Consider the following 12,747-nt stretch of genomic DNA (forward strand, 5'->3'; position numbering starts at 1 on the left):
AACATTATGACATCGTTATTAGAACGAATAGATCAGGCCAGTCAGCAGTATCGGCGCGGTGCGGCGTTTGGTGAGGGGGCTGTCGGCCGCATCGCCCGTCAGGGTCTTGAAGCCGGCCACCGTATGCACCGACCACTGCTTGTCGATTACGTGGTTCCAGTTGACGGCCGCACCCACGCTGGTGAAGCCGGCCTTGGTCGAGAAGCTGTGATAGCCGGAGTCCTGGCTCTGTTTCGCGGTGACGCCGAAGTAGGTCTGCACATGTTTGCGGTCGCCGTATTCGGCCGAGACGCCCAGCCCGATCTGATCGCTGGGGGTGCTCATCAGCTGCAGGCTGCTGCCCAGCGTGTAGGTGTTGCCGTGGCTGCGCTTGCCCAGACTCTGGGTGGTGCCCAGGCTGACGCTGATGGCGTCGAAGCGGTAGCTGGCGCTGAGTACAGCCTGCGCAGCGCCGTCGATGTCGCCCATGCCTTTCAGTGCATCCGAACCTTCGAACACATTTCGCTTGTGGTCGGCGCGCGCACCGCCATAGCTCAGGGCTGCGCTCAGTTGCAGATTATCCTGAGCCATCTGTATGCCGAGGCCGCGTACGCTGCTGATGAATATACCGTTGCTGAAGGTACGCTCGAAGATAGGCATGGGAACTACGCGGCTTTTTTTGGCACCGGTATATTCCGGGATGTAGGCCAGCCCCACACCTAAGCGCATACTGTCTTCGCTGGCGGCGGCTGGGCGGTCTTCCGTACTGGCGCTGGCTAGCGGATCGGCGTGGCAGGGCAGACTCAGGGCGCTGATGGCGCACAGGGTGGCAAGGGTGATGGCGACTGGCTTCATAATTTCCTCGTTGTTGGGGAGTGGCGTTGCCCCGCCGGCGCTTTGTGTAATGGCCCGGCGCTGGAGCGAACGCAGTATTGCCGTTTTTATCAGACGCCACCAGCGCTCAGTCTGAAGTATCATGTGCCGCATATTCTGGTATCACGCGGTGATGCCTCACCTTCGGAGCTTCCCATGTCGCTGACGCTGTATTACCACCCGCTCGCTTCGTTCTGCCACAAGGTGCTGATCGCCCTGTATGAAAACAATACAGCGTTCGAGCGCCGCATCATCAATCTCGGTGAACCAGCCGACCGCGCGGAGCTGGAAGCTATCTGGCCGCTGTGCCGCTTCCCTGTCGTGCGCGACCACGCGCGCGCGGTAGATGTGCCGGAGACCAGCATCATCATCGAATATCTGGACCGCTACTATCCGGGTGCGCAGCCGCTGCTGCCGGACGACTTCGATGTGGCACTCGATGTGCGCCTGTGGGACCGCTTCTTCGATCACTATGTGCAGGAGCCCATGCAGTCCATCGTACTGGCGCGCCTGAACGACGTTCAGTGCGATCTGACGAGTGAGCGCACCAAGCTCAAGACGGCTTACAAGATGATAGAAAAGCGCATGGAAGCGCGCGCCTGGATGTGTGGCGACAGTTTTTCGCTGGCGGATTGTGCCGCTGCGCCGGCGCTGTTCTACGCTGCTACCGTACTGCCTTTCCCCGAGGAGTACGATGCGCTGACGACTTACTTTGATCGCCTGATGGCGCGGCCTTCGGTGCAGCGCGTGCTGGAAGAAGCCAGGCCGTACTTCCAGATGTACCCGTTCTACGACGATATTCCAGAACGTTTTCTGTAAGGAGCGGGAACGCCCGCTGGCGCTTCGGGCCGCAGGCATCGTGCGCCTGCTGCCCCTGCTAACTGTGGGCGGCTATTTACCGGCGAAGTGGGCTTCGATTTCTTCCAGCGTCTTGCCGCGCGTTTCAGGCAGCAGCAGGGCCGCCGTGAGGAAGTACAGTAGCGAGCAGCCGGCACCATAGAAGAACAGGGTGGCATAGCCATACTGTCCCACCGTGGGCAGGAAGACGGCAGCGATGGAAGTCGAGACAAACTGGTTGATCAGCAGGGCGATGCTCATGCCGTTCGAGCGTATGCGGTTGGGCATCAGTTCGGACAGTGCCAGCCACACGCACACGCCGGGGCCGACGGCAAAGCTGGCCACGAACAGACACATGGCCAGTGCGACCTGCCAGCCATGGCTGGTTGATGGCAGCGACGACAGGTGGGCCTGTTCGATGCGCAGCGGCGCACCGGCAGCATCGGCCGGATCGGCAAACGGATTCAGGTGCAGGCGACGGAAGAAAGCGCCGATCACGCTATCCGGCTGCACCGTGTCGGCGCGGTTCAGGCGCAGTATGGGCAGGGCCGGATCATCGCTGCGCAGGCTTTGCACATTGGTGAAAGGGCCATAGGAATAGGCCAGCGTCAGTTGCTGTGCCGGCGCAGCGGCGGCGGTGCCCGACACCGTCGCCGCGTTGCTGCTACTGGTAGCGGCGCTGGCACTGGCGCCCAGCGCCTGCAGGGTGGCGCTATCGAGTTGTATGCTCAGGCTATCGCCCTGCACGCGCGCCTGCAATACACTGGCTACATCACGCTGATGGCCTTCGGCGCTGCGGAACAGCAGTCCGGCCGATAGCAGCGCCAGCACGATGCCGCCCGTGCCCAGCATCAGCAGGAATTTGCGGCCCTTGCGGTCCACCAGCGCTACTGCGACTACCGTCATCACGGCATTCAGTACCTTCAGGCCCACATCGGCCATATTCGCACTGGCGCCGGACAGGCCGGCCTGATTCAGGATGGTGACGATATACGCCAGAATCGAGTTGATGCCGGTCGCCTGCGTCAGCGCCAGCACCAGACAGGCTAGCAGGAAGGGCAGCACATAGCGGCGGCTCAGCAGCGGTTCACCGGAGTGGCGGCTGTCCGCCGTTTCCGGTGCCAGCGCCTGTTCGATTTCGCGCAGTTCGGCTTGCGCTTCGGCGGCAGGGCGGGTGCGCAGCAAGGCCTGATGGGCCTGCGCCAGCTGGCCACGGCGGGCCAGCCAGCGCGGTGATTCGGCCAGCAGCAGGCTGCCCACTGTGAAGATCAGGCCCGGCGTCAGGCAGACCCAGAAAATGCTGCGCCATGCGTGATCGCGTGCGGCAAACAGTGCGTCTGCCCGGGCTTCGGGTGCCAGCGCCTGTGCTGCCGTGCTGACGGCTTCCACACTCTGGGCCTGATACAGGCCGATCAGCGCGGCCGCTACCAGACCTATGGTGAGCAGCAGCTGGAACAGGGCGGCGCCGCGGCCGCGCTGGCGCGCGTGCAGGCACTCTGCCAGATACAGCGGCACTACCACGCCGATCAGGCCACCGCTGATACCTTGCAGCAGACGACCCAGTAACAGGGGCAGATAGCCGTCGGCCAGCGCAATCAGGGGAATGCTCAGGGTGAACAGGGCACCGGCCAGCACCATGGCCCAGCGCCGTCCGATCAGATCGGCCAGCGCACCAGCGAACAGCGAGGACAGCACGGAACCGAGCAGCACGGCCGCCACGATGAAACTTAGCTGCTGCGCGCTCAGATGCCATGCCACCGAAGCCGTGGCTTCCAGATAGGGCAGGGCACCGGCGATGATGCCGACGTCGATGCCGTACAGCAGACCGCCCATGCCGGCGATGAATAGCAGATAGCGCATGGCGCGGGCAGTGGATTTCAACTCGGTGGGCGTTGCTGCGCTAGGCTCGGTGACGTGCATCGGTGCTCCGGTTCGGGTTGGTGGGGGAAGTGGCAGTGGTTCAGGCGGCGTTCAGCGCGATGGCTTCACCTTCGACGTAGACGGCAACGGGCTGCAGGTCGGCATCGAGCACCACCAGATCAGCCCAGGCGCCCGTCTGCAGGCGGCCACGTTCGGTTTCGCCCAGATAGTCGGCCGGGTAGAGCGACAGGCGGTGCGAGGCATCGGCCAGATCCAGCCCCAGTGCGACAAAGTTGCGCAGTGCCTGATCCATGGTCAGCACGGAGCCGGCCAGCGAACCTGTGGCCAGCCGCACGCAGCCCATGCATTTGTAGACGCGCTGGCTACCGAGGCCGTACTCGCCATCGGGCATGCCGGTGGCGGCGGTGGCATCCGTCACGCCATACAGGCGCGGGATGGCGCGCAGCGCAGCGCGGATGGCGCCTTCGTGTACGTGCTGCAGGTCGGGAATGATTTCGGCATATTCGGCATGGGCCAGCGCAGCGCCGACGATGCCGGGCTGGCGGTGCTGCAGCGCCGTCATGCCGTTGAACAGGTGGGTGAAGCCGGCTGCACCGGCCTGCAGCGCGGCCACGCCGTCGTCGTAGCTGCCGTTGCTATGGCCTAGCTGGACGCGGATGCCCAGCTGTTTCAATTGCGGTATCAGCTGCAGATGCCGGGCCACTTCGGTGGCCAGCGTCATGGCCCGTATCGGCGCAATGGCGTGATAGCTGCGTACCAGATCGAGGCTGCCTTCCACCACCGCGTCGGCTGGCTGGGCGCCGAGCCGGTGAATGCTGAGGAAAGGGCCTTCCAGATGCACGCCCAGCATGCGCGCGGCGCCGGCCGGACGCTCGGCGATCGCAGGCGCCAGACCGTTGAGGGCACGGCGGATGGAGTTGTCGGTGGCCGTCATGGTGGTGCCCAGCATGGCCGTGGTGCCATGGCGGGCGTGGGCGCGCGCCACGGTCACGCCGGCATCGCCGCCCTGCATGATATCGACGCCGGCGGCGCCGTGCACGTGCAGATCGATGAAGCCGGGCAGGATGGTCAGCTTGCCGCCGGCGGCGCTGGCCGCAGCGTCGGCTGCCGCGGCATCGGCCTCGATGGCGCCGATGCGCTGGCCGAACTGCAGGCTGCCTTGCAGCCAGCCTTGGGGGGTGAGGATGTTACCGCTTACTTTACGGGGAAACACGTGCTTAGTCCGCAATCAGAAGTTCGATACCGGCGGCCAGCAAGCCTTCGCGATACTCGTCGCTGATGCTGGCGTCGGTGATGACAGTGTCGACCCGGTCCAGCTGCACGATGCGGTGCAGGCTGACCCGGCCAAATTTGGAGGCATCCGTGAGGACGATGATTTTCTTGGCCCGCTCGACCATCTTGTGATTCAGGCTGGCTTCGGCCTCATGGTGGGTGGTGACGCCGAACTGCAGATCGAAACCATCCACGCCGAGGAACAGCTTGTCGAAGCTGTAGGCCTGCAGGCAGGCTTCGGCCTGGCTGCCCTGTACCGACAGCGATTGCTTGCGCAGCAGGCCACCCGTCAGGATCAGGTCCACGCCCGGTGCCTGCGCCAGTTCCCACGCAATGTTCAGGCCATTGGTAAGCACCGTGACGTTTTCTGCGTCGTGCAGGTGGCGCGCCAGCGAAATGGTGGTGGTGCCGGAATCGATGATGATGTTATCGCCGGGCTGCACCATGCGGGCAGCACAGGCGCCGATGCGCTCTTTCTGTTCGTGGTTGAGCGCATCCTTCTGCGGTATGGTCTGTTCCGGCGGTGGCGTGCGGCTCAGGCGCGCGCCGCCATGGCTGCGCCGCGCCAGTCCCTGTGATTCCAGAGCACTGAGGTCACTGCGTATGGTGACCGCAGAAACGCCCATTTGCTCCACCAGTTCGTTGACCTGCACGTTACCGTGCTCGGTCAGGGCTTGCAAGATGGCGGCACGGCGTTGGCTGGTTTGTCGCATGATGATGTGGCTAGTGCAGAAAAGACGTCGAGCTTAACAGATTGCGAGGTTGTGGTTGCAGGCGCGTGCATATGGCGCCAGTGCCAGGCCTATGCTGTGGTCCAGCAGGGCGTCATAGCGGTTGGCCAGCTGGCCATCGCGCACCGCCTCGTACTGCAGCGGCAGGAACTGGGCGATCAGCATCAGCGGAATCTGCAGGCCGTCCAGATTGCGCTGCAGCTGATTGACAGCTGCCTGCACGCTGGCCTCGCCCCAGTAGTAGCGGCAGCGGTCACTCAGACCGTAGCGGCGCAGCAGACGCTGTTCGCTGGCCGTGCCCGGATAATGCTTGAGCCACTGCTTGGGCTGGGCCAGCATGGCATCGTCGAGGATCTGCATCAGCTGCGAGCACTGGCTGGCGGGCAGCAGTTCGGCCTCGATGGCGCACAGGGCCTGCAGCGCGCTGCGCAGGGCAAAGGTGGCTGCCGGCCCCACTTTCAGGATGGCGAAGTGGTCGTGCACCATGCGGTGCAGGGCGGTCTCGCGCTGGTAGTCGGTGGAGTGGGCTTCGAATACCAGCCCGGGCTGGCCAGCAATGAATTCGGACAGCGACTGTGCGGCGTCGGCCTGATAGTGCTGGATCTGGCTATGGTCGAAATCCACGCCGGGCTGCACCACCATGGCGATCACGCGGCGCCATGCGCCATGCAGATCGTGCTCGAAAAAGGCCTGGCGGTGCACGTCCAGCGTGCGCGCGGCAGCCTTGGGCGAGGTAACGGCGCCGGCCTGTGCCAGACTGGCTTCGCCGCCCGGTATCGGCACTTCCGTGCCGATCACATACACGGGGGGCGGCAGGCCGGCCTGCGCGGCTGCTGTTTCGGCCACGGCGCACAAGCGCGCCGAGCGCGCCGCTATCAGATCGTCGCCGAGGATGGCCGGATCGTCGGCACAGCGCATGCTGCAATCGAGGTGGATCTTGTGGAAGCCCGCAGCGGCATAGGCGGCGATCAGAGTTTCTGCGTGCTGCATGGCGCTGACAGCATCGAGCGCCTGCCAGGCGTTTGGGCCCAGATGGTCGCCGCCCAGCACCAGCCGCTCCAGCGGGAATTGCTGTGCGCTGGCCAGCTGCTGCACATAGTCGCGGAACGCGGCCGGCGTCATGCCCGTGTAGCCGCCGAACTGATCGACCTGATTCGAGGTGGCTTCGACCAGCAGGATGGTGTCGTAGTGCAGCGCCACCTGCATGGCGGCGCGCAGCACGGCAGGGTGGCTGCAGCAGACACTGTAGATGCCGGCCGCTTCGCCTCGGCGGTGGGCGGCGATGATGTGCTGGACGGGGGAGAGCGTAGCGTTCATTTTCTTCACGAATTGAGTCAGGGATAAAGCTGGCGTGCCAGTAAGGCCGCGCCGCGTGCACCACCGGCATCGCCGTAAGCCGGCGGCAGGATGGGCGGCACGATCACGCCGGTAAACAGGTGGCGCTTCACCGCCGCCGGTAATTGCTGGTACAGGTGGCTCATCTGCGAAAGGCCGCCACCGAGCACGATGGCATGCGGGTCCAGCGTGATGACCAGCGTGGCCAGTGCATGCGCCAGCAGGTCCAGATGCAGCGCCAGCGTCTGCTGGGCCAGTTGCGAACCGGCGGCAGCCTGCGCGGCGATGGCCAGCGGCGGTGCGCCGTCGCCGCCCAGATGGCGGTGCAGCTGGCTCATGCCGGGGCCGGACACATAGCGTTCCAGGCAGCCGCTGCGGCCGCAGGCGCACGGCAGCAAAGGCAGCTGGTATTGCTGCAGCAGGGCAGCCGGCATGGGCCAGTGGCCCCATTCGCCGGCGATGCCGTTGGCGCCGCGCAGCAGCCGGCCGTTGACGCAATAGCCGCCACCGGCGCCGGTGCCGATAATCGCGCCGAACATGCTGGGCAGCGCATGGGCTGCGCCGCCATCGGCTTCGGACAGGGCAAAGCACTGGCAGTCATTGCCGATTACCAGTGGCCGCTGCAGCGCTTCCTGCAAGGCGCTGGCGACCACGCGGCCATTCAGGGCCGGCACATTGGAGCTGAGCTGGCGCCCGCTGACCGTGTCGACGATGCCGGGCAGGCCGATGCCGACGGCAGCGCGCATATCGAGTTCCACATCGGCGCGTGCCACTAGCGCCTGCATGGACTGGACGAACTCCGCAAAGTCGGTGCCCGGTGTGGGGATGCGTTCGCGGTGGACTTCGCGCAGGCCATGCTCGTCATCGTGAAACGCCACCAGTTCTATCTTGGTGCCGCCGATGTCGATGCCGTGGTAGCCGCGCAGTCTAGAACGCATCATGGCGGTAAATGGTAACGCCCTGTACCACGCGGTTGACCGTGCCGCTGGCGAAGGGATTATCGGGACGCAGCTGCAGCAGGGCCGACTGGTGCAATGCATATTGCTGCGCCATCAGCAACCACAGGGGCGCCAGCCATGCGTCGGCCCAGGCCGGTGCATCGATACTGAAATTGCCGCCGGCGCCTATGGTCAGGCAGGCCGCCGCAATCTGGTCGCGCTGCAGTTCGGCCAGCAGGTCGCCTTCGTAGCGGCGCGCTACCGGATCGGAGCTGCGGAACATCAGCACCAGGGTTTCGCGATTGACCATGGCTTTCGGACCGTGGCGGAAGCCCAGCGCGCTATTCGCCACGGACAGTACTTCGCCGCCCGTCAGTTCGAGGATTTTCAGTGCCGCTTCCTTGGCCAGCGATTCCAGCGGGCCGCTGCCCAGATACACCACGCGCGCCACTTTCTGTGCGCCCAGCTGCGCCACGGGGGCAGACCAGCCGGCCAGCGCCCGCTCGCCCAGCTGGGCCAGCATTTCGATCTGCGCGGTCTGGAAGTCCGGATCAAGCACGGACAGTGCGGCCAGCAGCATGCAGGTGAAGCTGCTGGTCATGGCGAAGCCGCGGTCGCAGCTGGCAGCCGGCATCAGCAGGTTGTAGGTGAACTTGTCGCCGGCGCCCTGACGCGCCAGATCGCCGTCGGCATTGCAGGTGATGTTGAGGAAGCGGGCATGCGGCACCACGTCGCGCACCAGCTGGACGGCGGCCGTGCTTTCCGGGCTATTGCCGCTGCGGGCAAACGAGATCACCAGGGTGGGGCGTTCGCGCCGCAGGTACAGGGCCGGGTGGGTCAGCAGGCTGGTGGTGGAAATGGCCCGCACCTGACAAGGCCAGGCCGCGTTGATTTCGTCGGCAATGATCTCGCCCGCGTAGGCCGAGCTGCCGGCGCCGGTCAGTATGATGCGGGCTTCGGGCGTGCTCAGTACGTCGCCGAGGAAGTCGGCCAGGGCAGCGCGCTGGCTGTCCAGCAGGCGTGCCAGTTCGCGCCACAGGGCAGGTTGCTGGGCGATTTCTTCGGCAGTATCAAGGCCGCCGAGTTCGCGCCAGGCTTCGGGTGTGCGTTGGAATAGCGTAGTCATCGAAAGAATTCTCAGGTTAGGTGGAGCAAAGAATAAAGTTTAATTTTCGTTTTGTCAAAGTCGAAAGTGAAACGAAAGTTAATTAGTAAAGTTGTTGCGCGTCAATGTGGACATTTTGCTACATAAACGAAAGCTGTATTTCCTTGTTTGAACGTAAACGAAAGATATTGCTGGTCATTTGAAAATTTTTCTTTTCTTTTTATTGACCGGCTGAATTTTTATTTCTAGAGTTAATACATCGCAATACCGTAATTACGAATCTCACACGACATGAAACAGATACCGCAACCTGCTGCGCTGTGCAGCGTTCCCGCCGTCCGGCCGCTGGTGCTGGCCATTGCCACCTCGCTGGCCATGCTGGCAAGCAGTCCGGCCGCGCAGGCCGCCGCGATCGGCAACCTGCGTTCGATTCAGGCAGTCAGCAGCAATAGCACCAGCGGCACCAGCGGCACCAGCAGCAGCGGCGCACAGTGGCAACTGCAGACCGATACGGGCGCGCAGATCGAACTGAGCCTGCCCCGTGCCGACGTGCTGCATATCTGGGCCGGCCCGAAAAAGACCGGCCTGACGGGCCCCGGCGATCAGGCCGCGCCCATCGTGGTGGCGCAGGCGGCCGGCAAAGTCGAATACAGCGTGAGCGAACAGCCCGACCACATCCTGATCCGTACCGCTGCGCTGACCTTGAAGGTGGAACGCAAGCCGCTGCGTTTCAGCCTGTTCCGCACGGGCGAGGCCCAGCCCCTGTGGCGCGAAGTGCAGCCGCTGGAACTGGGCGACAAGCAGAGCGTGCAGGTGCTGTCGAGCGACAAGGCCGAGCGTTTCTTTGGTGGCGGCCAGCAGAACGGGCGTTACGAATTCAAGGGCAGGCAATTACCCGTATCCTACTCCGGTGGCTGGGAAGAGGGCGACCGGCCTAGCCCCGCGCCTTTCCTCATGAGTTCACGCGGCTGGGGTGTGCTGCGTAACACCTGGTCGGACGGGAATTACGATCTGCGCCAGAACGAGCAGATCGCGCTGGCCCATGACGAGGCCCGCTTCGATGCCTATTACTTCGTCGGCAAGGATGTCAAGGACGTGCTGGCGCGTTATACCGAGTGGACCGGGCGGGCGCGCATGCTGCCGCGCTGGGCGCTCGAATATGGCGATGCCGATTGCTACAACGATGGCGACAATGTGAAGAAGCCGGGCACCGTGCCTAAGGGCTGGAGCGATGGTCCTACGGGCAAGACGCCGGACGTGATCGAAACGGTGGCCCGCAAATACCGCGAACATGATATGCCGGGCGGCTGGATACTGCCGAACGATGGCTATGGCTGCGGCTACACGGCGCTGCCGGAAACCGTGCAGGGGCTGGCCAAATATGGCTTCCGTACTGGTTTGTGGACGGAAAACGGGGTCGAGAAAATGGCCTGGGAAGTGGGCACGGCGGGCACCCGCGTGCAGAAGCTGGACGTGGCATGGACCGGCAAGGGCTACCAGTTTTCGCTCGATGCCAACAAGTCGGCCTACGACGGCATTCTGAATAATTCCGACGGCCGTCCTTTCATCTGGACGGTGATGGGCTGGGCCGGTACCCAGCGCTATGCCGTGACGTGGACGGGCGACCAGAGCGCCAGCTGGGACTACATTCGCTGGCATGTGCCTACCCTGATCGGCTCCGGCCTGTCCGGCCAGGCCTATGCCACGGGCGATGTGGACGCCATTTTTGGCGGCAGCCCGGAAACTTATACGCGTGACCTGCAGTGGAAGAGCTTTACGCCTGTGCTGATGGGCATGTCCGGCTGGGCGGCGGCGGAGCGCAAGCATCCGTGGTGGTTTGCCGAGCCGTACGTCAGCATCAACCGGCGCTACCTGAAACTGAAGATGCGCCTGACGCCGTATATGTACACGCTGATGCACGAGGCCGAGCAAAGCGGCGCGCCGCTGGTGCGTGGCCTGATGTGGGATTATGCGGATGATCCGACCGCGCTGACGGAAGCCCATAAATACCAGTTCATGCTGGGGCGTGATCTGCTGGTGGCGCCGGTGTACCGCAGCCAGGCGGTCAGCGCTGGCTGGCGCCGCGCCATCCACCTGCCGCAGGGCCAGTGGTTCGATTACTGGGACGGCCGTCGGGCCACGGCAGGCAAGGGCGGGCGCGATATCGATCTGGCCGTCACGCTGGACAAGCTGCCCGTGTTCGTGCGCGCCGGGGCCATCGTGCCCATGTATCCGGAAATGCTGTACGACGGCGAAAAACCGAAAGATGTGCTGACGCTGGACCTGTATCCGCACAGCGGCGCCGGCGATTCCGACTACACGCTGTATGAAGACGACGGCAACACGCGACGCTACCAGCAGGGCGCGTTCAGCCAGCAGACTTTCCGCCTGCGCAGCGCCGCCGATGGCTATAGCGTGGAGCTGGCGCCCGTGGTCGGCAGCTACGAGGGCCAGCTGCTACGGCGCGCCTATGCGCTGCGCGTGCTGAGCCGCCAGCGTCCCGCCTCGGTCAGCGCTGGTGATCGCGTACTGGCAGCACAGGCTGACCGCGCTGCCTACGATGTGGCCAGCGAGGGCTGGTATTTCGATAGTGCGGAGCGTCTGGGTACGCTGCATGTGAAGCTGGGTCAGCAGGATATCCGCCAGCCGCTGCAGGTGCAGGTGCAGCATGCGGCCCAGCCTGTGCTGGCCGACGATGCTTTCCCTGCCGCGCCAGCCATAGGCCGCGCCATTCCCGCTGACGGCATGATGGTACTGAACCGGCCGTCGGAAGAAGTGGGTAATCCGCTGGAAAATGCGTTCGACGACAATCCGGCCAGCTGGTTCCGCACCACGCGCAGCCCGGCCGTACAGGGCGGGCCGCACGAGTGGGTGATAGGCTTTACCGAGCGTCGTCTGATCGATGGTATCGAACTGGCACCGCGCACGGACCAGCACTGGAAGCATGGCCAGATCCGCGACTACGAAATCTACCTCGGCGATAACAATGGCGACTGGGGCACTCCCGTCAAACGGGGCCAGCTGAAACTGGCCGAAGGACTGCAGAGCATCAGCTTCCCTGCTACCGCGGGCCGGCTGCTGCGCTTCCGCGTACTGAGCACGCACAATCCCGAAGGCGACGGTGCTTCGGCCAGCGATCCTATGGTGACGGCGGCAGCCACGCCGGTGGCGCGGGCCTACAACGCGGTAACGGCCAGCGAAGTGGCGCCGATTACCCTGTCCACTTTCCACGTGATGGCTTACCAGCCCAAGGAAGGGCCGGAAATCCAGCAGTATCTGTCCGATCTGGCCTTGCCCAAGAGTGTGCGGCGCGACCAGCCCATGCAGGGCAAGGAAATGCGCATGAACGGCCTGTGGTTCCGCAAGGGCCTGGGCGTGGGTGCCAGCAGCCGGGTCGATCTGCAGCTGGCCGGTAACTGGAATCTGCTGCGCGCCGATCTCGGTGTGGACGATAGCTGCCGCAGCGCCGGTGGCCTGCAGTTCCAGATCTGGAGCGGTGAACGCCTGCTGTACGACAGCGGCCTGATCAGCGCGCCCGCCGTCGTCAAGCCGGAGATCGATGTGCGCGGACTGACCCAGCTTAGCCTGCGTACGCTGGGTGCGCAGGGCAGCAAGCCGGCGCAAGTCTGCGCCAACTGGGCCAACGCGGTCCTGATAGGCACCGAGGGCAGCACCGTACGGCCACGCTGACCTAATCCTTTTTTTTCCACAAGTAGGAACCCCTCCACGGACCGGGGATGGGTAGTTGCATCTTGACGTTTTGAGTAACACACGACACCACGCAATTCAGGGAGAT

Annotated in this window: 9 protein-coding genes; 2 read left to right on the top strand and 7 right to left on the bottom strand. The window is 64.2% G+C overall.

All coding sequences use genetic code 11. The annotated features are described in order from the left end of the window. Positions 1-18: 18 nt before the first annotated feature. Complete coding sequence (locus GTP23_RS06155) at positions 19-834, bottom strand: MipA/OmpV family protein (RefSeq protein ID WP_202411931.1); 816 nt, start codon at positions 832-834, stop codon at positions 19-21. Between the two features lie 174 nt (positions 835-1,008). On the opposite strand from GTP23_RS06155, the gene GTP23_RS06160 reads away from it, so the two are divergent. Beyond that, complete coding sequence (locus tag GTP23_RS06160; protein ID WP_161034287.1) at positions 1,009-1,671, top strand: glutathione S-transferase family protein; 663 nt, start codon at positions 1,009-1,011, stop codon at positions 1,669-1,671. Between the two features lie 72 nt (positions 1,672-1,743). Here the strand turns inward: GTP23_RS06160 and GTP23_RS06165 are convergent, their stop codons facing one another. Genes GTP23_RS06165 through GTP23_RS06190 form a run of 6 tightly spaced genes read right to left on the bottom strand, consistent with a single transcriptional unit; the run spans position 1,744 to position 8,972 of the window. Beyond that, on the bottom strand, positions 1,744-3,609 hold the full coding sequence (locus GTP23_RS06165) for an MFS transporter (RefSeq protein WP_229255932.1): 1,866 nt from the start codon (positions 3,607-3,609) through the stop codon (positions 1,744-1,746). Between the two features lie 40 nt (positions 3,610-3,649). Continuing rightward, on the bottom strand, positions 3,650-4,783 hold the full coding sequence (gene nagA / locus GTP23_RS06170) for an N-acetylglucosamine-6-phosphate deacetylase (protein ID WP_161034288.1): 1,134 nt from the start codon (positions 4,781-4,783) through the stop codon (positions 3,650-3,652). A 4-nt stretch (positions 4,784-4,787) separates the two neighbouring features. Beyond that, positions 4,788-5,555, bottom strand: a complete 768-nt coding sequence (locus GTP23_RS06175) for a DeoR family transcriptional regulator (protein ID WP_155433656.1) — start codon at positions 5,553-5,555, stop codon at positions 4,788-4,790. Positions 5,556-5,588: 33 nt separating this feature from the next. Further along, positions 5,589-6,890 (bottom strand): D-tagatose-bisphosphate aldolase, class II, non-catalytic subunit, encoded by a 1,302-nt coding sequence (locus GTP23_RS06180; protein ID WP_161034289.1) that lies wholly within the window; start codon positions 6,888-6,890, stop codon positions 5,589-5,591. 17 nt (positions 6,891-6,907) lie between these two features. After that, entirely contained in the window at positions 6,908-7,849 is a 942-nt protein-coding gene (locus GTP23_RS06185) for an ROK family protein (protein WP_161034290.1), read from the bottom strand. Next, positions 7,836-8,972, bottom strand: a complete 1,137-nt coding sequence (locus tag GTP23_RS06190; RefSeq protein ID WP_161034291.1) for an SIS domain-containing protein — start codon at positions 8,970-8,972, stop codon at positions 7,836-7,838. Before GTP23_RS06190 ends, GTP23_RS06185 begins: the two co-directional genes overlap by 14 nt. Positions 8,973-9,242: 270 nt before the next feature. On the opposite strand from GTP23_RS06190, the gene GTP23_RS06195 reads away from it, so the two are divergent. Beyond that, entirely contained in the window at positions 9,243-12,641 is a 3,399-nt protein-coding gene (locus GTP23_RS06195; RefSeq protein WP_229255933.1) for a TIM-barrel domain-containing protein, read from the top strand. Positions 12,642-12,747: the final 106 nt, after the last annotated feature.

The organism is Duganella fentianensis (assembly GCF_009857835.1).
Classification (GTDB): Bacteria; Pseudomonadota; Gammaproteobacteria; order Burkholderiales; family Burkholderiaceae_D; genus Rugamonas; species Rugamonas fentianensis.

Coding starts and splice junctions, on each gene's coding strand:
- GTP23_RS06155 (WP_202411931.1), bottom strand. CDS start 834: ATGAAGCCAGTCGCCATCACCCTTGCCACCCTGTGCGCCATCAGCGCC.
- GTP23_RS06160 (WP_161034287.1), top strand. CDS start 1,009: ATGTCGCTGACGCTGTATTACCACCCGCTCGCTTCGTTCTGCCACAAG.
- GTP23_RS06165 (WP_229255932.1), bottom strand. CDS start 3,609: ATGCACGTCACCGAGCCTAGCGCAGCAACGCCCACCGAGTTGAAATCC.
- GTP23_RS06175 (WP_155433656.1), bottom strand. CDS start 5,555: ATGCGACAAACCAGCCAACGCCGTGCCGCCATCTTGCAAGCCCTGACC.
- GTP23_RS06180 (WP_161034289.1), bottom strand. CDS start 6,890: ATGAACGCTACGCTCTCCCCCGTCCAGCACATCATCGCCGCCCACCGC.
- GTP23_RS06185 (WP_161034290.1), bottom strand. CDS start 7,849: ATGATGCGTTCTAGACTGCGCGGCTACCACGGCATCGACATCGGCGGC.
- GTP23_RS06190 (WP_161034291.1), bottom strand. CDS start 8,972: ATGACTACGCTATTCCAACGCACACCCGAAGCCTGGCGCGAACTCGGC.
- GTP23_RS06195 (WP_229255933.1), top strand. CDS start 9,243: ATGAAACAGATACCGCAACCTGCTGCGCTGTGCAGCGTTCCCGCCGTC.